The following is a 25,781-nucleotide window of genomic DNA, read 5'->3' on the forward strand; positions in this document are numbered from 1 at the left end:
TTTTGATGACAAAGAATTCTTTCAATTAGTGACTTCCAGTTGGTGTTGGTGTTGGTGTGTGTCTTGGTTTTTTCGATGGAGCCTCTGAAGGTTTCCCTGCACTAGCAGGAACCATGATCATAATCGAAAGAATGGAAAGCACTCCAAAAATCACGTTTACGATGATCCCAATGGATGCTGCAGTCGCTACACTTCCATTCGCTGCAACGGAACTATAAATCGTTGCGGAAATGGCCACACCAAACGCACCGCCAAGTGAACTTGCCATTTTATAAACCCCTGCAGCTTCACCCACTTTGTTGGATGGCGCATTAGATACAGATGTATCTGTAGAAGGTGTCGCATAAATACCAAGTCCAAGACCAAATAAGGCAAACCCAATGAATACGACAACGGTATAAGCAAAATCAGGCAAGAACGTTAACCCCATTACCGCTACACCAACCGTAGTGATGATAGCACCCCAGATCATTGGTAATTTCGCACCTACTCTTTGCAGGATTTTCTCTCCGACACGGATCATGGCAAGGACGGCAATTAAATATCCAATGGATAGCATCCCTGACTGAAAGGCAGTGAATCCTCGACCGACTTGAACATAGGTATTTGCAACAACGAGCGTTCCGGCTACTGCGTTTAATAAAAAGTTTGAGTATGTGGCACCGGCATAAGGTTTATTTTTAAATAAAGAGAAATCAATCAGTGCAATCTCTTTCCTTTTTTCAACTTTGAAGAAGACAAAAGCTCCAATAATGGTAACAATGGCAGCGATGATGGAAGTTGGGCTTGTCCAGCCTAAGTCCCCGCCGAAAGTAATAAAAACGTTTAATGCGAGCATGGTGACGATAAAGATCGCTAAACCACTATAATCGAATTTAAAAGCACCGGTTCCTTCCGCTTTGCTTTCAGGTGTATCTTTAATCAGCCACATAGCGAGAAGGGCAAACACAATAGAAAAGATAAAAATCCATCTCCATCCCATATACGTTGCAATCGCACCACCAGCAAACGAACATACCCCAGAACCGCCCCAAGATCCAATCGACCAGAAACTAAGGGCACGTTGTCTGTCTTTTCCCTCAAAGTAAGCTTTCATTAAGGCAATCGTTGCTGGCATAATACAAGCTGCGGAAAGCCCCTGAATGATACGTCCGATAATTAACAATGTCGCTCCTTGCGCTACTACTAGGCAAAGCGAGCCAACCACGCTTAAAATTAACCCGAGATAGGTGATTTTTTTCCGTCCAATTTTATCTGCCAGCCCTCCAGCAGCTACGATAAACATTCCGGAGAATAAAGCTGTTAAGCTGATGGCTATATTCAGCGTACCGGATGAAATCCCCAAATCTTTTTGAACGGCCGGGACCACATTGACCATTGCTTGTGCAAATAGCCAAAATGTGATAACCCCGAACACAATTCCTGTGATCATTTTATCTGTACCTTTATAACTTGTCTCCATGATTTGCCTCCTATGATGTAATAAGTCCCTGTTATTTTTAGAATGCACCTACTCGAAAAGCATTAGCCAAAAATATTGGCCATAATAAAACTCAGGAACCTTTTATTGTGTTTCTATACGTTAATTATAAAAAGTAACTCCTATTTAAGAGAGTCAATTTTGATGCAAATCAATAAGACAATATGTGTATTTATGAACCTGCTGGTTATTGAGGTAGAAAAAATACGGTTGATTTTTACCCTCCTAACAAAAAAGATCCGACCCACCGCCTCCAAAGTTTAGGAGTAATGGGGTCAGATCCTGCTAGTTCTAGCTATAGGTTTTCCGAATATCAAAAAAGTGAATCGCATTACTGGTTAAATAGGTATAAAATGACCAATCCTCTTCTATCGATTCGTCAAAAATCTCTAAAGAAGGTCTGCTGGAATTAACAATATAATCAATCATCTCAGCATCCATGCCATGCTTACTGTTTAAGCTCCACCATTTTGTATACAATGCTCCATGGTATTTATCAAACACGTGCTTACGTATTTGATATTCCCCTTTCGGCATTCCAGAAATCGTTACGTGAATTTCCTTATTGAGTTTTTGAAGAAATGTCTCTTCCACGGAAAAATACGGATTGATAATTGTACTATTCATCAGAATTAATTGATATCCCCGCTCATTCTGTGTCATAACGTAATCCTTGCCGTGTGCGACAATCTCACCATGCAGGCGTTTTAAAAACATCAAGGCAAAATAGGCTGGTCGTTTTCCATTTAAATAATGGAATAATTCGACGCCATCCATCCGATAATGCTTATCTTTTCCTACTTCTTCATGTACGCTGGTATTGACCCAGAGAGCAACGGACTCCACGTCATTGGCAATATCCAAAACATTTTTCAAGACTAAGGCTCCTCGAAAAAAAGTGCCGTTCGTATACCGTGTATTGCCAGACAATGTGTTCCATGAAACGAGATGAAGCGGTTTATCTAACTGGTTTCTTTTTAAATATCGCTTCACCTTGTCCGTTTTTTCCTTTATATAATCCCTTGCTAAATCGAACTTGGTATCCGCTGTTTCTTTAAAATCAATGACCTCATTTTGGTTGGCGTTATAACCGATAAAATCAATCGACGCTCCATGCTCTAACTGCCATGCATGATGATCGCTTGTCTTTTCTTTGCCGAACGAAAACGGCATATACACTCCTACCTGAATCGAAGGGATCATCGTTTTCCATACTTCGTGCAGCTTTAAATAAACTCTCTGAAGTTCTTTTGCTTCGACTCCCGTGTAATAAGGCTCGTAAAACATTACATGCCATTGCTTCACGAACGATTCTCCATACAACTGCAAGCAATGTTTGATGAACTGAGTTAGTTTTGTAAAATATGGTTCTTCATTTCGCGAGATATCCATATAATCGGACCGGACAAACAAAGATAAATCTTGCTGTTTCAAGAATTCCAAAGCACGATCAATCGTAAAATACGGAGAAGTTGTCGGAATTGCTTCATCTGTTTCCACTTCTGAAGGGATGGCTGAAGTGCTGAAAAGATGACGAACTCCGATATAACGTAATTGCAAATCCCTTTTCACATCGAGTACCTGGGAGCGTACATCTTCTTTTAATAAATTGATAATTTCTCCAATTTCAAGAATGTGGCTAGGACAACTTAATTTCATTGTTACCGGTTTGGATAGTTCTAACGGTAACTTTTCATAACTTGTTTCTGTATGGGAATACGATTTTTGATCATCTAAAATCATGCCAGTTAACTTTGCTACGATTTCAGGTGAGTTGATAAAACTTGAAGCGTCTTCCTTGCTATAGCTTTGAACGGAATCTTCTTTTTGTACATAATGGTTCTCACGATAGACATGCGGGGTCATTCCGTACACTTCTTTAAAAAAGGTTGAAAAAGATTTTGTATTGGGAAACCCATTATTCATGGCGATTTGCGAAATCGAGTCAGTACTGTAAAGCAAATCCTTCATACTATGCGTAAGCCTAATATTCATTAAAAACCGACTAAAACCCATTCCCATTTTCTTTTTAAAATAGCGGGATAGATACCCGGTTGACAGGAAAAATTCCTTTGCAACCCCCTCTAATGTAATCATCTGGTCATAGTTTTTTTCTATATAATCAATGATTTGCGATAAACGAAGATCACCAGTTTCCATATTCTCTAGGACACTGCCTTCTTCTTTAAACCCCCGGATCAGGATAAGTAACATTTGACAGATATAACTTTTAACCTCAATTCGATAGCTTTCATCTTGTCGATAATAACTAATCATCACATTGGCCAGCAGCTTGCGAATTGATAAAATCATCTCTTCTCTTCCCAAATCAATTTCCCTTGAATAGCAATCAAATCGCCTGTTTCGATAGTCTGCGTAATGCTGATCCATGAAGGCATCCGAGATGGTGACAATCATAACCCTATTTTTTGCACTACCTTGAACCTGATAAGGCTGATTACGATTAATCACAAGCAAATCCTTTTCTTCCAAATGATAAAAACGACTAGATGTTTCTATTTTCAATTCACCATTGATGACAAGGATAAATTGGATTCCTTTATTAACCCTTGGAACGAGTAAATCAATATGCTGAAATGATAGTTGAAAATCTGACAATGGATCGTTCAATCCAGTCACCCCTAACTCCTTATTCCCGGTAAAGCGATTGCCCTAAAAATCCAGAAGGATTAAAACTATAAAATTGAAATATTTACCAAATTATTTTTGAGGGCCATAATCCTTAGCTTGTCATCCATCATTCAATTTAAAACATGTCTATTAATATTAGACGCTTCCGATGGGAGCGTCTTTATTATGTTAGACCAAGAAAAGCAAAAAGATGTCTGACTTGTGTTAAATAACGTATGAAAAATTGTTAATTGTAAGAATATTTATACATTTTTTGATTTATCAGTCCAAAAAAATAAAGGTCTATACTTCTCATAAGAGAGTATAAACCTTTATTTTCCTAGCCTATCTAAATATCAAAATCATCATCGATTAATGTGTTAAATTCCATTAAGATTTCGTCTTTATGTTTTACATCTGAGTGGATGGTATTAAATACTTCAGAGATCGCTTCTTGGAGTTGTTCCCTAGGCAGTTTTTCAACATCGGGACTTGGCCAAAAATAAAGGTACATGGGAAGCCCCCCATCGTTTGTTGGTAATTGATAGGGTATAGGTAACCTTTTCGTTCCTAATCTTTCATAAAAACGAATTCTTCTTAGTTGATTTTCTCTCGTAAATCCTTCTTTTTCCTCCGGCATTTCTACTTCTATAAATATTCCGCCGCTAAACCCATTTTGTTTCCATTTAGTAAGTTTCTTAAATAAAAGAGCTCCATATCCTGATCCACGATATTGGTTATCGATGGCCATATAATCAAGCCAAATACCTTGTAAACGATCGAACTCATAGATAAAGGCATATCCAACTACTTCATGAAGGATAGGATCTTTTGCCAACAGTAACTTGTATCTCCTTTTTGACATCAGCAGCTTAAGATGCTCATAGCCTTTTAATTCCTCGCTTGCAAAGTCAGCTGTAAATCGCTGATAAACATTCTTTAAATCCTGAATCGTTCCTTCTACTATTTCTATATTAGTGACATCCATTTAGACCAACCTCTCTGCTATCCAGGCCTATCAATCTATTTATGTATTTTAACATAAACAATCCTAAATTTAACGAGCTTGAATGTGACACGATGTCATTTTATTATTGACTTTATGACACAGTGTCATATATAATCCTTTAGTACCCAATTGTGACACAATGTCACATTTCATGATAGGAGAATGAAAATGCCAAAACAAACGTTTTTTCACTTATCAAAAGATAAACAGGACACGCTAATTCACGCTGCGAAACAAGAATTTTCCAGAGTGCCGCTACATGAAGCATCCATTGCAAATATTATCAAAAGTGCCGGAATCCCGCGGGGCAGCTTTTATCAATATTTTGAGGATAAAGATGATTTATTTTATTACTTGTTAAATCAATTAGCTGAAAAGAATAATCAACGATTTATTTCCGTTCTCAATGAGAAAAACGGAGATTTATTTGAGACGTTTATTGCTACTTTTGAATTCATGATCAACGTCCATAGAAACGAAGAACACAATAACTTTTTTAAAAATGTTTATTTAAACATGAACTACAAACATGAAAAAACCTTAGCGAAAAATGTTTATGAGGAAAATCAGAAAAGCCAGTTTCTCAATACCCTTAAATTAATTGATACAAGCAATTTAAACATCCAGGATGAACAAGAACTGCATCATGTATTAAAAATTCTGATGGGCGTTACCTTTCAAAATATTGTTCAACTTTTTGTGAGGGAATATTCCGGTGATGAAGCACTAAAAAATTATTTGGTACAAATGGACCTGCTCAAAAGAGGGTTACAGAAAAAATAATGAACACAAAGGGGATAGAAAAATATATGGATACAACGTTACAAAAAAAACCACCATACTTAATGATTGCGATTTTATTTGTAGGGGCATTTGTCTCCTTTTTAAATAACTCGCTATTAAATGTCGCACTGCCATCAATTATGGTTGATTTAGGAATCAAAGATTATTCAACCGTACAGTGGTTAGCTACAGGCTATATGCTCGTGAGCGGAATCTTAATTCCTGCATCAGCCTTTTTACTAGTTCGCTTTTCGAACCGCAGTTTATACATTGCGTCAATGCTACTCTTCACGTTTGGTACAGCAGTAGCCGCATTTGCGCCGAACTTTGGTTTCTTATTGACGGGGCGCATGATTCAGGCAGCAGGTTCTTCTGTAATGGGACCACTATTAATGAACATTATGTTAGTCAGCTTCCCACGTGAAAAACGTGGTGCCGCAATGGGGATATTCGGTTTAGTTATGATTACAGCACCCGCAATCGGACCTACACTTTCCGGTTACATCGTAGAATACTATGACTGGCGCCTTTTGTTTGAAATGATTTTACCTTTAGCTGTGATTAGTTTAGTATTGGCCGTTTGGAAGCTTGAAAACGTCATGGAGCAAAACAAAAAGGCAACATTGGATTACTTTTCCGTTGTCTTATCCTCCATCGGTTTTGGCGGATTACTCTATGGTGTCAGCTCTGCAAGCGCAAAGGGCTGGACAGATACCATTGTCTTAACCACCATTATCGTTGGCACAATCGCCCTAGCCGCTTTCATTATTCGCCAATTAAAAATGGATGAACCACTATTAGATTTACGTGTTTACAAATACCCAATGTTTGCTCTTGGATCGGTGATTGCGATCGTAAACGCCGTAGCCATGTTCTCAGGGATGATCTTAACACCTGCTTATGTACAAAATGTTCGTGGTATATCACCACTAGACTCCGGTTTAATGATGCTGCCGGGTGCGATTGTGATGGGGATTATGATGCCAATCACCGGTAAACTATTTGATAAATTTGGACCGCGATTACTAGCGGTAGTTGGGCTTGCCATTACAGGCGTATCAACGTATATGCTGGCACACTTACAAATTGATTCAACTTATACCTATATTATCCTTATCTACACAGTCCGAATGTTGGGGATGTCCATGGTTATGATGCCGATCATGACAAACGGGTTAAATCAATTACCAACCGTTTTAAATCCACATGGTACAGCCATTAACAACACGGCTCAGCAAGTGTCCGGTTCCCTTGGTACGGCTATTCTCGTAACCATTATGAACTCCGTGACAAAAACAGAAGCACAGAACTTAATGACCGGTGTCGACCCAGCCACCCTGACAGAAGCGTCAACCGCTTTATTAACACAGCAAGCTTTACTAGCCGGGATTCAATATTCCTTCTATGTAACATTTGCGATTAATATCGTGGTTCTTATTTTAGCCCTATTTGTTAAACGCGTCGATACTAGTGCAGAAGTCGTTCAAAAACTAGAGCAACAGGGCAGCACACAGATGAAAGTAGCAGCACATTCAAATTAACAAATGAAAACTCCACCTAGCCAATTGGTCTAGGTGGAGTTTTTTCACACGACTTGTTATTCGATTTATTGCCATAAAGGTTCAAATAGCCATCCTTTACTAGACCATCATAAATTTTGAACCCAATTTGAGGTGCATTTAGTATTAGAAACCGGAATAAGCGTTGTAATTCATGTTGAAAAGCACTATTCAATTCAAACATTGTTTCGTTCATGGGGGCAATTAGCGCTGTTTTAGTTACATCATTTTTATCCATACCCTCTATCATTTTTTGAAGAGTCAACATGGTTTCATCCACATAAAAATGGCAATCAACAATCATTTTAATCCCCCCTTGGGCTAACCAATATTGGTTTTCATTTTACATTGAAGTAGGACACAAAATTCGATTATTATATGCTTTTATAAAGGATAACGATTGAATCAATCCATTATCGCTGTATCCAATTTGAATATGAGTTTTATCAAACAAACCATCCCCTTTGGTTAGTTCATATATGATCAAAAAATGTCTCTAATATAAATACTCTTGAAAACAAATTTATCCTTCAAATAAAAAAGTTATTTATGTATTCTATAATAATAAAAAATCAATCCTAATTAGGACCAAGGGAATATTTAGAATTCCTGTTGGATACAAAAAACTCGTCCGTTTTGGCTAGCAACGTATAAAGTCTTACATCAGCATGATAATAAGACGGAGGTATAAAACCAGGTTATATGGAGGTATAGAATGGAATATTCGTTTGTACGTAGTTCTGTTGTAGAGGCGCATGCTTTAGAGGCGCTAAATAACAGAGGAGTGATGATTGAAGATATTGCTAAGCTTACGTTGTTTTTGCAAATGCCGTATGTTCCAGATCTAACCATAGAGACGTGTATTGAAAGTATTGAACATGTGCTCAAAAAAAGAGAGGTACAAAATGCATTGCTAACAGGAATTGAGCTTGATATGCTGGCTGAAAAGGAAGGATTGTCCTTTCCATTGCAGCAAATGCTCAAAACTGATGAAAGCTTGTATGGAGTAGATGAAACGTTAGCATTATCGATTTTGAATTTATACGGAAGCATTGGTTTTACGAATTACGGCTACATAGATAAGTTGAAAGAAGGTGTACTAAGTCTTTTGAATGATAAATCGACCGGAAAGGTAAATTGTTTTTTGGACGATTTAGTAGGGGCTATTGCAGCGGCAGCCTCGAGTCGCTTGGCTCATCGCTACCGAGCAAGACTTGAGAGCGATGAGACAAATCAATAAATATAGCACTAACGTAGATGAGCCTCCTGCTAGGAAATGTAGGAGGCTATAATAAATATTTCACAGAAAAATCGAGTATTGTTGCCAATCCATTCTGCTCAGAACTCGCCTTTTATTGATCAAGCAACCAATAGCAATATCCCGAAAGCAGCTAAGATTAAGAAGAAAACTCCTCTATTATCTAGGATTCCTAAATAAAATCTTAAATAAAAGGGTTATAAAAACGATTTCCATCCCAAAAAGTAATGAGCATTGAAAAGACAAATAAAAGGACAAAAAGCATAATGGCTAAATAATCTGCTTTTGTAAAGGGTCTCTCATGGTACCATGATCTTCTCTTTTGACGGCCAAAGCCTCGAAGCTCCATTGCAGCACTTATTGTTTCAATCCGATTAAGGCTTGAAAAAATTAACGGCATTAATATGGATGATGCATAGCGAAATTTTTTGGTCAATTTTTGTTTTTTTGATAAATCAACCCCTCGTGCCTGTTGAGCGAGTGAGATGTTCTGATAATCCCGCTGAATATCTGGAATATATCGCAGCGCAAGAGCTACTGCATATGAAATTCGATAGCTCACTCCGATTTTATTAAGAGAAGCTGCAAATTCACTAGGATGTGTAGTAACCATAAACAACAACGCAAGTGGAATAATGGTTAAATATTTAAGCGTTAAATTAGCTTGATAGAATAGCTGTTCAGCGGTTAAAGTATAATGTCCTATTATGTGAAGAAACTCATGCTTCGTACGATATATTTCAACACCCTGCATCGGTTCAAAAATAAAAATTGCAATATTGTTTATAAACAAAAATAAAAAGAATACATAGAATACAAATGAAATAGAACGAAATTCAACCTTCGATAAAAGATAGATCATAATCCCTAAAATAAACATGACAACTAGTATCCTAGTATCATAGATTATCATTGCTGTTAATGACCAAAGAATAAAACATATCAGTTTAGCAGCTCCAGTAAGACGATGAATCGGGGATTCCTGATGTATGTAAGAAAGAATTTTATGATTCATCGATGCCGGGTCCTCCGATCAAAATGAATGAAGCGTTTGACAAAATCTCGTTGGTCGAAAAAATCTGCTTTTTTAGCTAATTGATAGAGGGATGTTTCTTTTAAATTTGCTATACGTATAACGTCTTCATCTGTAAGGATATTGGCAGGTTCGTCTTCTTTTACCTTTTGTCCCTCAGATATTACAATGGCTCTGTTGGTATATTCGAGCATCAAATGCATATCGTGGGTGATCATGATAATGGTGATTCCTTGCTGATTTAAGTTCCACAGAAACTCCATAATTTCGTTATAGTGTTTATAGTCTTGACCGGCTGTTGGCTCGTCCAATATAATTAATTTCGGTCCTAGCACCAATACGGATGCAATCGTCACTCTCTTTTTCTGCCCGAAGCTTAAGGCCGAGATGGGCCAATTTCTGAATTCATAAAGCCCGCAGATTTTTAAAGCCTGAAATACTTGTTCTTCAATATCTTTATCTGGTACTCCGCGGAATTTTAATCCTAATGCTACTTCATCAAATACGAAATTTTGAGAAATCATTTGATTAGGGTTTTGCAAGACGAAGCCAATATGATCTGCCCGCTCTTTTATGGAATGACCCTTAAGATTTTCACCTTCCAATAAGATTTCCCCTGCTGTCGGATGATAAAAACCACAGATTAACTTGGCAAGGGTTGATTTTCCTGCTCCATTTTTACCGATTAAAGCTATTAATTCTCCTTTGTTGATCTTGAATGAAACATCTTTAATAATCTCTTTTGTTTTTGAATACCCGAAATGAATATTTTTCACCTCTAAAAGAACATCATTTTTTTGTTTTTTCTCGGCATATCCCACGGACTCATACCATGCATGAAGCTTCGTTTTACTGACTTCAATGTTTAATGTCTTTAAACTTTTAGGTTTCAGCTCTGAAGTGATCGTACATCCTGCATATCTCAAAGCTGTCAGATAGAGCGGCTCACGGATGCCCGTATCTTTAAGCAGATTGGAGCTTAATAATTCATTAGGTGTCAAATCCGCTAATATGCAACCCTCATTAATTATGACAATACGATCTATCTCACCATGAAGTACATCTTCCAATCGATGCTCAATAATAATCGTTGTCTTTCCTGTTTCCTTATGAATACGGTCAATAAGTTCAATCGCCATTTTCCCTGTTGCAGGGTCTAAATTTGCCAAGGGTTCATCAAATAGAAGAATATTTACATCATCAATCATACTTCCTGCAAGTGTAACCCTTTGCTTTTGTCCTCCTGAAAGGTCCTGTGGTGTTGAATCCAAATGCTCTGTCATATCTACCAGTTCAGCAACTCGGTTAACTGAGTCAAATAGCTCTTCTTGTGGAACAAACTGATTCTCAAGCTTAAACGCAATATCCTCTGCTGCGGTTAAACCGATGAATTGGGCATCTGGATCCTGGAACACCGTACCCACCATTGAAGATAGCTTAAAAATGCTTTCCTCTTTCGTTTCTTTTCCAATAATCTTTAAGCTCCCTGAAACGTCACCAGGATAAAAAAAGGGAACCAATCCATTTAAACAATGTCCTAATGTACTTTTTCCAGACCCAGATGGTCCTATAATTAGAATCTTTTCTCCTTCATATATAGTCAAATTAATACCACTTAGTGTTGGAGAGGACTGTGCCCGGTAGTGGAAACTAAAATTAGTAAATTCAATAACTGGTTTTCTCATATTCAACTTCCTTCTGTTTGGTAGACTAATAAAAAATGCCGATGATGGGAGATCACCGACATTCACTTCTTACAATTCTCGAGTCAAGCTGCCTTTTTTAGTACGCGTTTTGGCATATGCTATTGCTAGCAACGTTCCTAAAACACCAACTGTTACTATATTAGCGGCACCCGCTACAAGACCTTGAATGTATACTTTATTGGCTGGTTCTGCATAAATGAGGATATCTAAAGTTGGAGCGATTAAAAACCATGCAATGGCGTTTGTAATAACTTGAAGGATATTAAAAGAAATAATAGCTTTTGCACCAAATTCCCCATCCCGAAGCTTGATCCGTGATGCTGCTAATCCTATTAGCAATCCTACGACTCCTGAAGCGATAATCCAGCTAAACCAGGGTGCTCCATAAAAAACAGCGTCCTTTATCGTATGACCAATTAATCCAATCAGCACTCCAGCGACAGGACCGTAAAGTAAAGACATTAGGGCTAGAAACGCATAGGATGTTTCTACATTCGTATTTGGTATGCCTGTTGGAATCGCTCCAAATCTGCTTAAAATAATAAACACCGCAGCCCCAACACCGATTGCGACAACCGTTTTAATCGATAGCACTTTCGAATTCATCGTAAGCCTCCCCTTTTTTGGTAATATATAGTTTGAATTTATATTATATTCAGTTTATTATAGAGTCTAATAAATTATTATCGCACTTTTATACCATTTTCCAGCTAGGGTTAGCTATATTAAAGAAGACTTAAGAAATCCGGCTCATTCATTGGGCCGGATTTTTTCAAATTTAACTTTCCTTTTGATTTATTAATTGCATAATAATGCGGATAAAAAACATTAGAATAAAGGTGCTTATAAATGTGTGCTTCCATGTCCATGTATGGTATTCAATTAAATCGGTATATCTTTCAAATAGAACCTCAATGACAGTTAAACCAGAGGTGAACATTAAACAATATAGAAAAATGCCTTTAAAGCTGGAGTTATACGTTTTTTGATAGAAGTAAATACAAGCAACGGGAAAGAGAAGATATTCATACAGCAGGCTCGAAGTGAAAAAGTTACCTAAAAACCTTATTGGATATTCAAGCATGTTTTCTTCTACAACAAGAACTCCAATAAACGTTGAAAGATAAGCATTCAATAAAAAAATTAAAATCCAGTCTTTGATGAAAGGCTTTCTTAAACTGAATATTAATAGGGTAATACCAACAAGTAACAAAGCCCACAAAATGAGTCTTTCCATAGATAAATCCGCCTTCAAGTGTTTATTTGCTCCTCTTATTATGACCAAATTTCGGTATTTAACAAAAATCGAGCATCATCACCTAATCAAACGTTTGATTAAATATGCTAAAACCCTTTTGTAAAACGAACTTTGGCTAGTATTTAAGAGAAATTATTGTCGAGGAAATAGTTACGGTCTTCGCTAATAATCTGCAAGACTCGAGAAGGAAGTTGGTTACTCTCCTTTTTCAATATAAAAACTTATTCCATAAACGTTTGATTTGAAGGAAGAAAATTGTCGATAATCAGCTAGCATTAGACAGCGATTTGTCTCTCTTTGCAGCCAAAATAGCCCCTTTTTGATTGCGAAGGGGCTATTTTGAGAGTTAGTAAGATTAACCTTTATTATTTACACCGGCTTTAGACAAGGCATTTATATACATTTCATTCGTAACCCATGTAATATTGTCTGTTTGAACCTCTAACCCAGAATCTTTAGCATTATCGTAAAATAGAGGATTGGGATTTTTTTTTGGATTGGGATTTTTTTTTGGATTGGGATTTTTTTTTGGATTGGGATTTTTTTTTGGATTGGAATCCTTTCAACCAATCAGTAGGTCTATTTAATTATTCCAATTTTCTAAATTATAAAATAAAATATCGGTATAATATGGAAAAGGTGGCGATGGATTTGAAAGCGGTTAAATCGATTGTAATCTGGGGATTAATTGCAGCCCTAGGAGCAGCAGGATTTGCTGTAATGGCCTTAAATAGCGGCGAGAGCATTAATGCAATTTGGCTCTTGACAGCAGCGGTTTGTGTTTATGCAATTTCCTACCGTTTTTACAGCAGGTTTATTGCGAATAAGGTGTTCCAGCTTGATGACAAACGTAAAACACCTGCAGAAATACATAACGATGGCAAAGACTATGTTCCGACAAATAAATGGGTGCTATTTGGACATCACTTTGCGGCAATTGCCGGTGCTGGACCATTAGTGGGTCCCATTCTTGCAGCGCAAATGGGTTATTTACCTGGAACACTGTGGATTGTGGTCGGTGTTGTTTTAGCTGGTGCTGTTCAGGACTTTATTATTCTTTTCGGCTCAATGCGCCGAAATGGTAAGTCACTCGGTGAAATGATTAAGGACGAAATGGGACGCGTAACCGGTCTTATTTCTATGGTTGGTATTTTAGGAATTATGGTTATTTTATTAGCTGTTTTAGCATTAGTAGTTGTGAAAGCATTAGTGGGAAGTCCATGGGGGATGTTTACCATCGCCGCTACCATTCCAATTGCTATTTTTATGGGAATTTATATGCGTTTTATTCGTCCAGGACGTGTTGGAGAAGCTTCCCTGATTGGGATTGTATTATTGCTTCTTTCACTATTTTTCGGACAAGCAGTTGCGGAAAATCCAACGTTAGCTGCGATGTTTACCTTTAAAGGTGAAACAATTGCCATCATGATGATTATTTACGGCTTTGTAGCTTCTGTATTACCTGTATGGCTGCTTCTTGCACCACGTGATTATCTGAGTACATTTTTAAAAGTAGGGACCATCTTTGGACTAGCATTAGGGATCATTATTGTTGCACCGAATCTTGAAATGCCTGGTGTTACAAAATTCATTGACGGAACGGGTCCAGTCTTTGCAGGAAACCTCTTCCCGTTCTTATTTATTACAATTGCCTGTGGATCTGTTTCTGGTTTCCATGCGTTGGTTTCCTCGGGTACAACACCTAAAATGATTGAACGTGAATCACACGCCCGTCCAATCGGTTATGGAGCAATGCTTACAGAATCCTTTGTTGCGGTGATGGCAATGATTGCTGCCTGTGTATTGACACCGGGTATTTACTTTGCCATTAACAGTCCCCCTGCCTTAATAGGTACGGATGTTGTCCAAGCTGCCACTACCGTTTCCAGTTGGGGCTTTACGATAACTCCTGATGATTTAAAAACACTCGCAACCGACGTTGGGGAGCAAACCATTCTTTCAAGAACTGGCGGTGCACCGACGCTTGCAATTGGTATGGCTGTCATATTTTCAAATGTAATTGGCGGAAAGGCACTAATGGCCTTTTGGTACCATTTCGCAATCCTATTTGAAGCACTGTTTATTTTAACGACGATTGATGCAGGAACACGTGTTGGACGTTTTATGATTCAAGATCTTATTGGTACTGCTTATAAGCCGTTTGCTAGAACGGATGCTTTACTTCCAAATATTATTGCAACGGCGCTATGTGTACTGTTTTGGGGTTACTTTTTATATCAAGGTGTTATTGACCCGCTTGGAGGAATTAATACACTATGGCCGTTATTTGGTATTGCTAACCAAATGCTGGCTGCAATTGCCCTCCTGCTCGGTACGACAATTCTCTATAAAATGGGCAAAAAAGCATATGTTTGGGTAACACTTCTTCCGACAACATGGCTGCTAATTGTCACTTTAACTGCAGGCTGGCAAAAATTATTTCATGAAAATCCAAAAATCAGTTTCCTTGCCCATGCTAACATTTTTAAAGAGGCATATAACGATGGAAAAGTACTAGCACCTGCAACATCACCGGCACAAATGAAACAAGTTCTGATAAATGATTATGTTGATGCCACGATATGTGCTATTTTTATGGTGGTTGTCATTGTCGTATTAATTTCTGCGATTAAGATTTGGATTAAAGTTATCAAAAAACATAAATTACCATTACATGAGACACCACCAGTGCCTCGCGACGGAGGGGATTTGAAACATTATGCTTAACAAATTAAAGGAAATCATTTCGTACAGAAAGCAGTTCCTTAGTCTTCTTGTCGGCGTTCCAAGCTACGAAACTTACGTCGAGCATATGAAAAAACACCATCCCGGCGATTCTGTGAAATCTAGAAAAGAATTCTTCTGTGAGGCACAGGAAGCCCGTTACAACGCCAAAGGCGGTAAGGTTTCAAGGTGCTGTTAACTTAAAAAGAACAAAGAAGGTAAGTCTGACACCTTCTTTGTTCTTTTTAATGTTTATTATTATTGAAGAAAGTAGTTTCTTCTCGCTCCTTATCCCTATAATTTGGTGATATACACATTTCTATGTATCGCAGGTTTAGACCCGTACATTCAGAAGTTCGTCAGCTTAACCTTTTGTTGTACGTTTATTCGCATTCTCACCATATTCATTCAACTCAAGCATCATGAATAACACCACTCCATCGAGTAGGCTTTCGTCAGCCGAACTGGTAACGTTCGCCCATTTTACGCCACTTATTTTAGATACATTATTTTGTCTTAATTCCATTTCAAGGTGGTCCACCGATAACCTAAGTTTTCTAAGTTTTTTTCATTAAAGGTCCGTTATCGATTACAACCTTTGCTTTACCTGTAACCATTTTTTCAAATCTGTCAGATTTAATTTGTATAAATTCCATTATTAATTACATGTCTATTTGAGATTAAAGGTAACAATATTAAGCTAAATATAAAAACACTGCAATCCCATTATTCACTAAGGGATTGCAGTGTTTTTTATTTAATTTAAGTTTTTATAAAGGTTTGTAACTAAATCTTCTAAAAAAATGTAAGCTTTCATGTTGACAAGACCATGGCTTTTATATGATAATAAACATTGTATTAGAATTATTCTAATTTAGTTATTACTATTTGTTGTGAACTATTCTCACAACCAGGGAAAAATGCAGTTCAATTTTTCCTAACAAATTCTAGGAGGAAATAGACTATGTCATTAATTGGAAAACAGGTATCAGAATTCAACGCAAATGCTTATTTTAACGGAGATTTTATCACTGTGAGCGATGCAAACTTTAAAGGTAAATGGAGTGTAGTTTGCTTCTACCCTGCAGATTTCACATTCGTATGCCCTACTGAATTAGAAGACCTTCAAAACGAATACGCAACTCTTAAAGATCTTGGTGTAGAAGTATATTCTGTTTCTACTGATACACATTTCACACATAAAGCATGGCACGATACATCAGAAACAATCGGCAAAATCCAATACGTTATGATTGGCGACCCTAACCAAAAGCTTTCTCGCATCTTTGATGTTCTTGACGAAGAAGAAGGTCTTGCACAACGCGGAACTTTCATCATCGATCCAGACGGCGTAGTAACAGCTATGGAAATCAATGCAGACGGTATCGGCCGTGACGCAAGCACGCTTGTTAATAAAATTAAAGCAGCACAATATGTTCGCAACAATCCAGGTGAAGTTTGCCCAGCTAAATGGCAAGAAGGTTCTGCAACACTTAAGCCAAGCCTTGACCTAGTAGGAAAAATTTAAGTTTAAGGAGTAGATAAAATGTTACTAGATGCAGATATAAAAGCACAGTTATCCCAGTATCTTCAACTGATGGAAGGCGAAATCCTTCTTAAAGTCAGCGCAGGAACCGATGACGTATCTCGCGACATGCTGCTATTGATTGATGAATTGGCAACCATGTCCAAAAACATTAAGGTTGAAAAAACAGAACTAGAGAGAACACCAAGCTTTAGTGTGAATCGCATCGGTGAAGACACTGGTGTAACATTTGCTGGTATTCCTCTAGGACATGAATTCACTTCCTTAGTATTGGCTCTCTTGCAGGTTAGCGGAAGAGCACCAAAGGTTGATCAAAAAGTAATCGACCAAATTAAAGCAATCAAAGGTGAATATCACTTTGAATCTTACATTAGCTTAACTTGCCACAACTGTCCTGATGTTGTACAAGCCTTGAACATCATGAGCGTTCTCAACCCTGGTATTTCTCATACCATGATTGATGGTGCGGCGTATAAAGCTGAGGTTGAAGGCAAGAACATTATGGCTGTTCCAACGGTTTTCCTTAATGGGGAAAACTTTGGCGGCGGCCGTATGACGATTGAGGAAATCCTTGCTAAAATGGGTTCTGGTACTCACTTCTCCGAGCTTTCTGACAAGGAACCATTTGATGTCCTAGTTGTCGGCGGCGGACCTGCTGGTGCGAGTGCTGCGATCTATGCAGCTCGTAAAGGCATTCGGACAGGTATCGTTGCTGAACGCTTTGGTGGTCAAGTGATGGATACAATGGGTATCGAGAACTTTATCGGTACGAAATATACTGAAGGTCCTAAAGTGGCAGCAAGTCTTGAAGAGCATGTCAAAGAATACGAAATTGATGTAATGAATCTTCAGCGTGCCAAATCCTTAGAAAAGAACGAATTTGTAGAAGTTGAACTCGAAAACGGCGCTATTTTAAAAAGTAAAACCGTTATTCTTTCAACTGGTGCACGCTGGCGTAATGTTGGCGTCCCAGGTGAAGCCGAGTTCAAGAACAAAGGTGTAGCTTATTGCCCACACTGTGATGGTCCATTGTTTGCTGGAAAACGCGTTGCTGTTATTGGCGGCGGGAATTCCGGTATTGAGGCAGCCATTGACCTTGCAGGAATCGTCAAGCATGTAACGGTTCTTGAGTTTGCAGCTGAGTTAAAAGCAGATGCGGTACTGCAAGAACGTCTACACAGCCTGCCAAATGTGACTGTAATACTGAATGCTCAAACAAAAGAAATCACTGGTACTGACAAGGTAAATGGTATTTCTTATATGGATCGTGAAACAGAAGAAATTAAGCATATTGAATTAGAAGGTATTTTCGTTCAAATCGGTCTTGTTCCAAACACAGACTGGTTAGGCGAAAATATGGAACGTACTCGTATGGGAGAAATTGTTGTCGACAAGCATGGCGCAACAAGTATCCCAGGCGTATTTGCAGCAGGTGACTGTACTGATAGTGCTTATAAGCAAATCATCATCTCTATGGGATCTGGTGCAACAGCAGCCTTAGGTGCCTTCGATTACCTTATTCGAAATTAATATCCGTATATAAAATGAAAGGACTCGTCAACAGACGAGTTCTTTTTTAGCAAAAGAGCCCCTTCTCAATTGAGAGGGGCTCAAAAGTTTCATTTTAGGTTCATTTAGCAAAGAGGGAACGAACCTCATCAAGTGAGCTATTTAAGAAATCTTGCAGCCTCTGTAAAAATGACTGCCCTTCTTCTGATTGCAAAAATGTAGAGATATCACTTAATTGCTCTTTGACCTGTTTCCAGTCAATATCCATCGCCTTCAGACCGTTGAAGAATTCTACTAACCTATCTAACTCTGCATCTGATAACGTAATCCCAAGCTCTGCGGCAACTTGTTCAATTAAGGCGCGCAAGTCAGCTTCAGTTTTCGGTTCGTTCTTGGCGATTTCTTCTTTGACTTTTCCCATGAGAGCAGCAGCATTGTCGGCACCGATCGAGTCACCGAGCTGTGCGGTCTTCACCAATTCCTCATTCGCTGCTTTTTTGATTTCTTCCGGAATTTCTTTATTCGTTGTTGCTTCATAAGCTTTCATAATTCCTGTCAAAGCAGCTGTACCGGAAACATCAAACGGAGCGGAAATCCTTATGTCTGCATCCTTTACACCGGCTGTAGTCAAGGCATTGATATACATTTCATCCGTAACCCATGTAATATTGTTCGTTTGCACATCTAACCCGGAATCCATCGCACCCATGGTTATGCTCGCGGATGAAATCGCACGTGAACCAATTTGTGCCTTAGGAATAAACTCCCCTAAATAATCATGCTCTTCTTGATTGGATACCGTAATCATCTGTGCATTTTCCGGTACCCCTAACTCTGCTAACAGATCATTTTTTTGCTGTTCTGTTAAGTTCTCCCCTAATGAAACTATCGTATCTCCTTCAACTGCATCTGCAAAACTAATAGAAGGAACTGCTACTAGCATCGTTATCGTAAGCAACATCGCACGTAATTTTCGTTTCATAAAAAGACCTCCTTTAATACATGCAGCCATTCAGATAAGAATCGCTCATGTTTCACCAATTTATATTTGAAAAATTGGCTTTGCATAATCTTAACATAGTGTTTTGGGATTTCATGAAAAGAATGGGTAACATTTATGCTAATTCTATTAAGACTATTACATAGTAGATAGTAATGTTACTTCCTTTAAATAAAAACACAAAAAGCTTACTAAAATATAACCTTGGTATGCGTTTTATTACAGGGTTAACCATCTTGAGACAAACACAAAAAGAACGTTAGTTCGATAAAAACACAACTATAGTAACTGTTTTAATATATTCTGAATTGTTAAACTATTAGTGACTCCCTAGAATACACAGAAAACCAATTCTGTCAGGAGGGATAGGAATGGAACAAAGATTACGTTTAATTCCGTATCAAGTGAATGAAGTGGTCGAAGTGGTGTCTGAGGTGCCAAAAGGCATTGAGATGATTGAGGCTCCAAAAATCTGGGAGAAATCGAAAGGTAAGGGAATCACAGTTGCCATATTAGACACAGGCTGCGATGTCACCCATGCTGATTTGAGTGAACGAATTATCGGCGGACGGAATTTCACGGATGATGATAATGGAAATCCTAATGTATACACTGACTATAATGGTCATGGTACACATGTGGCGGGCACCATTGCTGCTGTCCAAAACAATAATGGAGTCATTGGTGTGGCACCTGAAGCAAATTTACTGATTTTAAAAGTGCTCGATAAGAATGGTTCAGGACAATACGACTGGATTATCAATGGTATCAACTATGCCGTTGAACAGAAGGCGGATATTATCTCTATGAGTCTCGGTGGTTCTGCGGATGTACCCGAGTTACATCAAGCGATTCAAAACGCAATCGCTCATCAAATTCTAGTCGTTTGTGCAGCTGGTAATGAGGGAGATGGACAGGATTCTTCAGATGAATTCTCCTATCCTGCCTCCTACAATGAAGTCATCAGCGTCGGAGCCATTGATCTGCAGCGACATTCTTCTGAGTTTTCAAATTCGAATAATGAAGTCGACTTAGTAGCGCCTGGTGAAGAAATCCTTTCAACCTATTTAAACGGCACGTATGCAAAACTATCCGGCACTTCGATGGCAACACCGCATGTATCCGGTGCACTTGCGCTCATAATAGATATTGTCACAAAAAGATTCGAGCGAAATCTGACAGAGCCTGAGCTTTATGCACAATTAGTAAAGAGAACAGTTCCTCTAGGAAACTCGCCAAAACTTGAAGGCAATGGATTCCTGTACTTAACAGTAGAGGACTACTTATCGGATGTGTTTAATCAAAAGTTATCTGCTCAGGCATTGAAAATATAAAAAGAAGCATCTCAACCTAGCAACCCATGAACTTCAAGGCATAACGTACTCACATAAGAGAAATTGTTGTCGACAAGTATGGTGCAACAGAAGCCTTAGGTGCATTCGATTACCAAATTCGAAATGAATGAAAAAATGTCTAGTCATGAAAAAACAGTGCAATTCGCATAGAATTAGCACTGTTTTTTTATGGGGGCGGATTTACAGACAGCCGCGTTTAGACACTTAGCTACCCCTATATATATAAGACTAATAAATTTTTTAAAAAAAATGATGGCTCAGGACGGAATCGAACCGCCGACACAAGGATTTTCAGTCCTTTGCTCTACCGACTGAGCTACTGAGCCACAAAGTAAAGTTACCTAAAATTTAATAGCTGCATAACCTTTGCTCAAAAAACCTCACGGTTTTTCTCGCAGATTGCCGCAGAAGCTATTCAGTGAAGCAAGCAATCTGCTCTACCGACTGAGCTACTGAGCCATACAATCTATATCTATATCAACAGTAGAGGTAACCTACTGATATAAAAAATGGCGGTCCGGACGGGACTCGAACCCGCGACCTCCTGCGTGACAGGCAGGCATTCTAACCAACTGAACTACCGGACCAATATGGAGGAGGAAGAGGGATTCGAACCCCCGCGCGGTATGACCCGCCTGTCGGTTTTCAAGACCGATCCCTTCAGCCAAACTTGGGTATTCCTCCGTATAAGTGGAGCCTAGCGGGATCGAACCGCTGACCTCCTGCGTGCAAAGCAGGCGCTCTCCCAGCTGAGCTAAGGCCCCATATAATTAATTTTCTAGAATGGTCGGGAAGACAGGATTCGAACCTGCGACCCCTTGGTCCCAAACCAAGTGCTCTACCAAGCTGAGCTACTTCCCGATAAAATATGGCGCGCCCGAAAGGAGTCGAACCCATAACCTTCTGATCCGTAGTCAGACACTCTATCCAATTGAGCTACGGGCGCAATTTATTGGAGCGGAAGACGGGATTCGAACCCGCGACCCCCACCTTGGCAAGGTGGTGTTCTACCACTGAACTACTTCCGCATATATGGAAGATTATTTTGCTTCGCAAAAAATCTTGGTGCGGGTGAAGGGAGTCGAACCCCCACGCCTTGCGGCGCCAGATCCTAAGTCTGGTGCGTCTGCCAATTCCGCCACACCCGCATATAGAAAGTTTTTTCACTAGCACATAAATAAAATTTATTTTGCTGGTAAAAAACAACTTGGTGAGCCATGAAGGATTCGAACCTTCGACCCTCTGATTAAAAGTCAGATGCTCTACCAACTGAGCTAATGGCTCATTATTACTTCAGTAAGTAATAATGAAAATGGTGCCGGCGAGAGGACTTGAACCCCCAACCTACTGATTACAAGTCAGTTGCTCTACCAATTGAGCTACCCCGGCAAATAATGTAGATTAATTTAATTTCGTAAATTATTGAAAGTTATTTTGCTATCGCAAAAAACATTGGTGGAGGATGACGGGATCGAACCGCCGACCCTCTGCTTGTAAGGCAGATGCTCTCCCAGCTGAGCTAATCCTCCACATAATGGTATGTTATTTTCGCTATCGCGAATGGAAAGTTATTTTCTCAAACGAGAAAAAACTTTGGTGACCCCTACGGGATTCGAACCCGTGTTACCTCCGTGAAAGGGAGGTGTCTTAACCACTTGACCAAGGGGCCGCTTGAAATTTTGAGAAAAAAAATAGCCCCAAAGGGGTAGCCTGGCAACGTCCTACTCTCACAGGGACAAAGTCCCAACTACCATCGGCGCTGAGAAGCTTAACTTCCGTGTTCGGTATGGGAACGGGTGTGACCTTCTCGCCATTGCTGCCAGACTATTTTTTTGAGGTATCATTCCCTCAAAACTAGATAATTTCAGAAGAAGTTGTAAAACGAGTTCGCCTTTAAAAATTGGTTAAGTCCTCGAACGATTAGTATCAGTCAGCTCCACATGTTACCACGCTTCCACCTCTGACCTATCAACCTGATCATCTTTCAGGGTTCTTACTAGCTTGACGCTATGGGAAATCTCATCTTGAGGGGGGCTTCATGCTTAGATGCTTTCAGCACTTATCCCGTCCGCACATAGCTACCCAGCGATGCCTTTGGCAAGACAACTGGTACACCAGCGGTGCGTCCATCCCGGTCCTCTCGTACTAAGGACAGCTCCTCTCAAATTTCCTGCGCCCACGACGGATAGGGACCGAACTGTCTCACGACGTTCTGAACCCAGCTCGCGTACCGCTTTAATGGGCGAACAGCCCAACCCTTGGGACCGACTACAGCCCCAGGATGCGATGAGCCGACATCGAGGTGCCAAACCTCCCCGTCGATGTGGACTCTTGGGGGAGATAAGCCTGTTATCCCCGGGGTAGCTTTTATCCGTTGAGCGATGGCCCTTCCATGCGGAACCACCGGATCACTAAGCCCGACTTTCGTCCCTGCTCGACTTGTAGGTCTCGCAGTCAAGCTCCCTTGTGCCTTTACACTCTGCGAATGATTTCCAACCATTCTGAGGGAACCTTTGGGCGCCTCCGTTACTCTTTAGGAGGCGACCGCCCCAGTCAAACTGCCCACCTGACACTGTCTCCCACCCCGATAAGGGGTGCGGGTTAGAATTTCAATACAGCCAGGGTAGTATCCCACCGACGCCTCCACCGAAGCTAGCGCTCCGGTTTCTCAGGCTCCTACCTATCCTGTACAAGCTGTACCAAAATTCAATATCAGGCTACAGTAAAGCTCCACGGGGTCTTTCCGTCCTGTCGCGGGTAACCTGCATCTTCACAGGTACTATAATTTCACCGAGTCTCTCGTTGAGACAGTGCCCAGATCGTTACGCCTTTCGTGCGGGTCGGAACTTACCCGACAAGGAATTTCGCTACCTTAGGACCGTTATAGTTACGGCCGCCGTTTACTGGGGCTTCGATTCAGAGCTTCGCTTGCGCTAACCCCTCCTCTTAACCTTCCAGCACCGGGCAGGCGTCAGCCCCTATACTTCGCCTTGCGGCTTCGCAGAGACCTGTGTTTTTGCTAAACAGTCGCCTGGGCCTATTCACTGCGGCTCTTCGAGGCTATTCACCTCAAAAAGCACCCCTTCTCCCGAAGTTACGGGGTCATTTTGCCGAGTTCCTTAACGAGAGTTCTCTCGCACACCTTAGGATTCTCTCCTCGCCTACCTGTGTCGGTTTGCGGTACGGGCACCTTTTATCTCGCTAGAGGCTTTTCTTGGCAGTGTGGAATCAGGAACTTCGGTACTATATTTCCCTCGCCATCACAGCTCAGCCTTTACGGTAAGCGGATTTTCCTGCTTACCAGCCTAACTGCTTGGACGCGCATATCCAACAGCGCGCTTACCCTATCCTCCTGCGTCCCCCCATCACTCAAACGATAAAGAGGTGGTACAGGAATATCAACCTGTTGTCCATCGCCTACGCCTTTCGGCCTCGGCTTAGGTCCCGACTAACCCTGAGAGGACGAGCCTTCCTCAGGAAACCTTAGGCATACGGTGGACGGGATTCTCACCCGTCTTTCGCTACTCATACCGGCATTCTCACTTCTAAGCGCTCCACCAGTCCTTACGGTCTAGCTTCAACGCCCTTAGAACGCTCTCCTACCACTGACATCGTAGATGTCAATCCACAGCTTCGGTGTTACGTTTAGCCCCGGTACATTTTCGGCGCAGAGTCACTCGACCAGTGAGCTATTACGCACTCTTTAAATGGTGGCTGCTTCTAAGCCAACATCCTGGTTGTCTAAGCAACTCCACATCCTTTTCCACTTAACGTAAACTTTGGGACCTTAGCTGGTGGTCTGGGCTGTTTCCCTTTTGACTACGGATCTTATCACTCGCAGTCTGACTCCCACGGATAAGTCTTTGGCATTCGGAGTTTGTCTGAATTCGGTAACCCGATGAGGGCCCCTAGTCCAAACAGTGCTCTACCTCCAAGACTCTTACAACGTGAGGCTAGCCCTAAAGCTATTTCGGAGAGAACCAGCTATCTCCAAGTTCGATTGGAATTTCTCCGCTACCCACACCTCATCCCCGCACTTTTCAACGTGCGTGGGTTCGGGCCTCCATCCAGTGTTACCTGGACTTCACCCTGGACATGGGTAGATCACCTGGTTTCGGGTCTACGACCACATACTAAAATCGCCCTATTCAGACTCGCTTTCGCTGCGGCTCCGTCTTTTCAACTTAACCTTGCATGTAATCGTAACTCGCCGGTTCATTCTACAAAAGGCACGCTATCACCCATTAACGGGCTCTAACTACTTGTAGGCACACGGTTTCAGGATCTATTTCACTCCCCTTCCGGGGTGCTTTTCACCTTTCCCTCACGGTACTGGTTCACTATCGGTCACTAGGGAGTATTTAGCCTTGGGAGATGGTCCTCCCAGCTTCCGACCGGATTTCTCGTGTCCGGCCGTACTCAGGATCCACTCAGGAGGGAACGAAGTTTCAACTACAGGGTTTTTACCTTCTATGACGGGCCTTTCCAGACCGCTTCATCTACCCCGTTCCTTTGTAACTCCATGTTGAGTGTCCTACAACCCCAAGAGGCAAGCCTCTTGGTTTGGGCTATGTCCCGTTTCGCTCGCCGCTACTCAGGGAATCGCGTTTGCTTTCTCTTCCTCCGGGTACTTAGATGTTTCAGTTCCCCGGGTCTGCCTTCAATACCCTATGTATTCAGGTAAAGATACTGCTCCATTACGAGCAGTGGGTTCCCCCATTCGGAAATCTCCGGATCAAAGCTTACTTACAGCTCCCCGAAGCATATCGGTGTTAGTCCCGTCCTTCATCGGCTCCTAGTGCCAAGGCATCCACCGTGCGCCCTTTCTAACTTAACCTAAAAGGTTATTTTCTTCTTAATTACTTAAGAGAGAAAAACTAATGTGGCGATTCTCGGTTTTACTTTGACTTCTTCTTACGATTATCTAGTT

Annotated in this window: 17 protein-coding genes, 12 tRNA genes, 2 rRNA genes and 2 pseudogenes; 8 read left to right on the plus strand and 25 right to left on the minus strand. The window is 40.4% G+C overall.

The features are described 5' to 3' along the window. Positions 1-25: 25 nt before the first annotated feature. The 3 genes from QNH48_RS27140 to QNH48_RS27150 all read right to left on the minus strand — a co-directional run bounded on the left by QNH48_RS27140 (position 26) and on the right by QNH48_RS27150 (position 5,099). The gene (locus tag QNH48_RS27140) at positions 26-1,465 is read right to left on the minus strand and encodes an MFS transporter (protein WP_283955899.1); all 1,440 of its coding nucleotides are present in this window, start codon (positions 1,463-1,465) and stop codon (positions 26-28) included. A 306-nt stretch (positions 1,466-1,771) separates the two neighbouring features. Then, entirely contained in the window at positions 1,772-4,111 is a 2,340-nt protein-coding gene (locus QNH48_RS27145) for a helix-turn-helix domain-containing protein (RefSeq protein WP_283952781.1), read from the minus strand. A 349-nt stretch (positions 4,112-4,460) separates the two neighbouring features. Continuing rightward, complete coding sequence (locus tag QNH48_RS27150) at positions 4,461-5,099, minus strand: GNAT family N-acetyltransferase (protein WP_283952782.1); 639 nt, start codon at positions 5,097-5,099, stop codon at positions 4,461-4,463. 189 nt (positions 5,100-5,288) lie between these two features. Between QNH48_RS27150 and QNH48_RS27155 the strand changes: the two genes are divergently transcribed. Together QNH48_RS27155 and QNH48_RS27160 are read left to right on the plus strand one after the other, a co-directional pair. Next, complete coding sequence (locus QNH48_RS27155; RefSeq protein ID WP_283952783.1) at positions 5,289-5,903, plus strand: TetR/AcrR family transcriptional regulator; 615 nt, start codon at positions 5,289-5,291, stop codon at positions 5,901-5,903. A 26-nt stretch (positions 5,904-5,929) separates the two neighbouring features. Next, positions 5,930-7,444, plus strand: a complete 1,515-nt coding sequence (locus QNH48_RS27160) for a DHA2 family efflux MFS transporter permease subunit (protein ID WP_283952784.1) — start codon at positions 5,930-5,932, stop codon at positions 7,442-7,444. A gap of 16 nt (positions 7,445-7,460) precedes the next feature. Here QNH48_RS27160 and QNH48_RS27165 read toward each other — a convergent pair whose 3' ends face one another. Then, positions 7,461-7,766: a hypothetical protein gene (locus QNH48_RS27165; RefSeq protein WP_283952785.1), complete on the minus strand. Its 306-nt coding sequence runs from the start codon at positions 7,764-7,766 to the stop codon at positions 7,461-7,463. 411 nt (positions 7,767-8,177) lie between these two features. Here QNH48_RS27165 and QNH48_RS27170 point away from each other — a divergent pair, with 411 nt between their 5' ends. After that, the gene (locus tag QNH48_RS27170) at positions 8,178-8,702 is read left to right on the plus strand and encodes a phosphatidylglycerophosphatase A family protein (protein ID WP_283952786.1); all 525 of its coding nucleotides are present in this window, start codon (positions 8,178-8,180) and stop codon (positions 8,700-8,702) included. 202 nt (positions 8,703-8,904) lie between these two features. Here the strand turns inward: QNH48_RS27170 and QNH48_RS27175 are convergent, their stop codons facing one another. The 5 genes and pseudogenes from QNH48_RS27175 to QNH48_RS27195 form a co-directional block, all read right to left on the minus strand. Next, positions 8,905-9,735 carry an energy-coupling factor transporter transmembrane component T family protein gene (locus QNH48_RS27175; protein WP_283952787.1) on the minus strand — a complete coding sequence of 277 codons (831 nt, stop codon included), beginning with the start codon at positions 9,733-9,735 and terminating at the stop codon, positions 8,905-8,907. After that, on the minus strand, positions 9,732-11,438 hold the full coding sequence (locus QNH48_RS27180) for an ABC transporter ATP-binding protein (RefSeq protein ID WP_283952788.1): 1,707 nt from the start codon (positions 11,436-11,438) through the stop codon (positions 9,732-9,734). Before QNH48_RS27180 ends, QNH48_RS27175 begins: the two co-directional genes overlap by 4 nt. A gap of 69 nt (positions 11,439-11,507) precedes the next feature. Further along, complete coding sequence (locus QNH48_RS27185; protein ID WP_133371889.1) at positions 11,508-12,065, minus strand: ECF-type riboflavin transporter substrate-binding protein; 558 nt, start codon at positions 12,063-12,065, stop codon at positions 11,508-11,510. Positions 12,066-12,237: 172 nt separating this feature from the next. Continuing rightward, positions 12,238-12,696: a CBO0543 family protein gene (locus tag QNH48_RS27190; protein WP_283952789.1), complete on the minus strand. Its 459-nt coding sequence runs from the start codon at positions 12,694-12,696 to the stop codon at positions 12,238-12,240. A gap of 376 nt (positions 12,697-13,072) precedes the next feature. Then, positions 13,073-13,165, minus strand: a pseudogene (locus tag QNH48_RS27195) (DUF1002 domain-containing protein); the annotation flags it as partial. A gap of 203 nt (positions 13,166-13,368) precedes the next feature. On the opposite strand from QNH48_RS27195, the gene QNH48_RS27200 reads away from it, so the two are divergent. Both QNH48_RS27200 and QNH48_RS27205 read left to right on the plus strand, forming a co-directional pair. Continuing rightward, the gene (locus tag QNH48_RS27200) at positions 13,369-15,444 is read left to right on the plus strand and encodes a carbon starvation CstA family protein (RefSeq protein ID WP_283952790.1); all 2,076 of its coding nucleotides are present in this window, start codon (positions 13,369-13,371) and stop codon (positions 15,442-15,444) included. Beyond that, positions 15,437-15,640 carry a YbdD/YjiX family protein gene (locus tag QNH48_RS27205; protein ID WP_133371886.1) on the plus strand — a complete coding sequence of 68 codons (204 nt, stop codon included), beginning with the start codon at positions 15,437-15,439 and terminating at the stop codon, positions 15,638-15,640. Before QNH48_RS27200 ends, QNH48_RS27205 begins: the two co-directional genes overlap by 8 nt. Before the next feature lie 165 nt (positions 15,641-15,805). Here the strand turns inward: QNH48_RS27205 and QNH48_RS27210 are convergent. Further along, positions 15,806-15,997, minus strand: a pseudogene (locus QNH48_RS27210) (hypothetical protein); the annotation flags it as partial. A 408-nt stretch (positions 15,998-16,405) separates the two neighbouring features. Between QNH48_RS27210 and ahpC the strand changes: the two are divergent. Beyond that, complete coding sequence (gene ahpC / locus QNH48_RS27215; protein ID WP_095246396.1) at positions 16,406-16,969, plus strand: alkyl hydroperoxide reductase subunit C; 564 nt, start codon at positions 16,406-16,408, stop codon at positions 16,967-16,969. Between the two features lie 18 nt (positions 16,970-16,987). Beyond that, positions 16,988-18,517 (plus strand): alkyl hydroperoxide reductase subunit F, encoded by a 1,530-nt coding sequence (gene ahpF, locus QNH48_RS27220; protein WP_283952791.1) that lies wholly within the window; start codon positions 16,988-16,990, stop codon positions 18,515-18,517. A 100-nt stretch (positions 18,518-18,617) separates the two neighbouring features. On the opposite strand, the gene QNH48_RS27225 is transcribed toward ahpF, so the two are convergent. Then, a complete protein-coding gene (locus tag QNH48_RS27225; protein ID WP_283952792.1) occupies positions 18,618-19,478 on the minus strand; it encodes a DUF1002 domain-containing protein in 861 nt (286 codons plus the stop codon). A gap of 389 nt (positions 19,479-19,867) precedes the next feature. Here QNH48_RS27225 and QNH48_RS27230 point away from each other — a divergent pair, with 389 nt between their 5' ends. Next, positions 19,868-20,830, plus strand: coding sequence for a S8 family peptidase (locus QNH48_RS27230; protein ID WP_283952793.1), 963 nt, complete (start codon positions 19,868-19,870; stop codon positions 20,828-20,830). 274 nt (positions 20,831-21,104) lie between these two features. Here QNH48_RS27230 and QNH48_RS27235 read toward each other — a convergent pair. The 14 genes from QNH48_RS27235 to QNH48_RS27300 form a co-directional block, all read right to left on the minus strand. Then, positions 21,105-21,177: transfer RNA gene (locus tag QNH48_RS27235), tRNA-Phe, on the minus strand. Positions 21,178-21,361: 184 nt separating this feature from the next. Continuing rightward, positions 21,362-21,438: transfer RNA gene (locus tag QNH48_RS27240), tRNA-Asp, on the minus strand. A 4-nt stretch (positions 21,439-21,442) separates the two neighbouring features. After that, positions 21,443-21,535 (minus strand) — tRNA-Ser (locus QNH48_RS27245). Between the two features lie 7 nt (positions 21,536-21,542). Continuing rightward, positions 21,543-21,615, minus strand: a tRNA-Ala gene (locus QNH48_RS27250). Between the two features lie 20 nt (positions 21,616-21,635). Further along, positions 21,636-21,712, minus strand: a tRNA-Pro gene (locus QNH48_RS27255). 8 nt (positions 21,713-21,720) lie between these two features. After that, a tRNA-Arg gene (locus QNH48_RS27260) sits at positions 21,721-21,797 on the minus strand. A 7-nt stretch (positions 21,798-21,804) separates the two neighbouring features. Further along, positions 21,805-21,879: transfer RNA gene (locus QNH48_RS27265), tRNA-Gly, on the minus strand. A 35-nt stretch (positions 21,880-21,914) separates the two neighbouring features. Next, positions 21,915-21,999, minus strand: a tRNA-Leu gene (locus QNH48_RS27270). Between the two features lie 60 nt (positions 22,000-22,059). Further along, positions 22,060-22,135: transfer RNA gene (locus QNH48_RS27275), tRNA-Lys, on the minus strand. 29 nt (positions 22,136-22,164) lie between these two features. Continuing rightward, positions 22,165-22,240: transfer RNA gene (locus QNH48_RS27280), tRNA-Thr, on the minus strand. Positions 22,241-22,304: 64 nt separating this feature from the next. Next, positions 22,305-22,380 (minus strand) — tRNA-Val (locus tag QNH48_RS27285). Positions 22,381-22,445: 65 nt separating this feature from the next. Then, positions 22,446-22,520 (minus strand) — tRNA-Glu (locus QNH48_RS27290). Positions 22,521-22,559: 39 nt separating this feature from the next. Beyond that, positions 22,560-22,675 (minus strand): 5S ribosomal RNA (gene rrf, locus QNH48_RS27295). A gap of 76 nt (positions 22,676-22,751) precedes the next feature. After that, positions 22,752-25,688, minus strand: a 23S ribosomal RNA gene (locus QNH48_RS27300). Between the last annotated feature and the right edge of the window lie 93 nt (positions 25,689-25,781).

The organism is Neobacillus sp. YX16, from assembly GCF_030123505.1.
In the GTDB taxonomy this organism is placed as follows: Bacteria; Bacillota; Bacilli; order Bacillales; family Cytobacillaceae; genus Neobacillus.

Bases quoted from the DNA above. Each gene is read 5' to 3' on its own strand.
- QNH48_RS27170 (WP_283952786.1), top strand. From the start codon at position 8,178: ATGGAATATTCGTTTGTACGTAGTTCTGTTGTAGAGGCGCATGCTTTA.
- ahpC (WP_095246396.1), top strand. From the start codon at position 16,406: ATGTCATTAATTGGAAAACAGGTATCAGAATTCAACGCAAATGCTTAT.
- QNH48_RS27175 (WP_283952787.1), bottom strand. From the start codon at position 9,735: ATGAATCATAAAATTCTTTCTTACATACATCAGGAATCCCCGATTCAT.
- QNH48_RS27165 (WP_283952785.1), bottom strand. From the start codon at position 7,766: ATGATTGTTGATTGCCATTTTTATGTGGATGAAACCATGTTGACTCTT.
- QNH48_RS27205 (WP_133371886.1), top strand. From the start codon at position 15,437: ATGCTTAACAAATTAAAGGAAATCATTTCGTACAGAAAGCAGTTCCTT.
- QNH48_RS27155 (WP_283952783.1), top strand. From the start codon at position 5,289: ATGCCAAAACAAACGTTTTTTCACTTATCAAAAGATAAACAGGACACG.
- QNH48_RS27190 (WP_283952789.1), bottom strand. From the start codon at position 12,696: ATGGAAAGACTCATTTTGTGGGCTTTGTTACTTGTTGGTATTACCCTA.
- ahpF (WP_283952791.1), top strand. From the start codon at position 16,988: ATGTTACTAGATGCAGATATAAAAGCACAGTTATCCCAGTATCTTCAA.
- QNH48_RS27230 (WP_283952793.1), top strand. From the start codon at position 19,868: ATGGAACAAAGATTACGTTTAATTCCGTATCAAGTGAATGAAGTGGTC.
- QNH48_RS27225 (WP_283952792.1), bottom strand. From the start codon at position 19,478: ATGAAACGAAAATTACGTGCGATGTTGCTTACGATAACGATGCTAGTA.
- QNH48_RS27160 (WP_283952784.1), top strand. From the start codon at position 5,930: ATGGATACAACGTTACAAAAAAAACCACCATACTTAATGATTGCGATT.
- QNH48_RS27150 (WP_283952782.1), bottom strand. From the start codon at position 5,099: ATGGATGTCACTAATATAGAAATAGTAGAAGGAACGATTCAGGATTTA.
- QNH48_RS27185 (WP_133371889.1), bottom strand. From the start codon at position 12,065: ATGAATTCGAAAGTGCTATCGATTAAAACGGTTGTCGCAATCGGTGTT.
- QNH48_RS27180 (WP_283952788.1), bottom strand. From the start codon at position 11,438: ATGAGAAAACCAGTTATTGAATTTACTAATTTTAGTTTCCACTACCGG.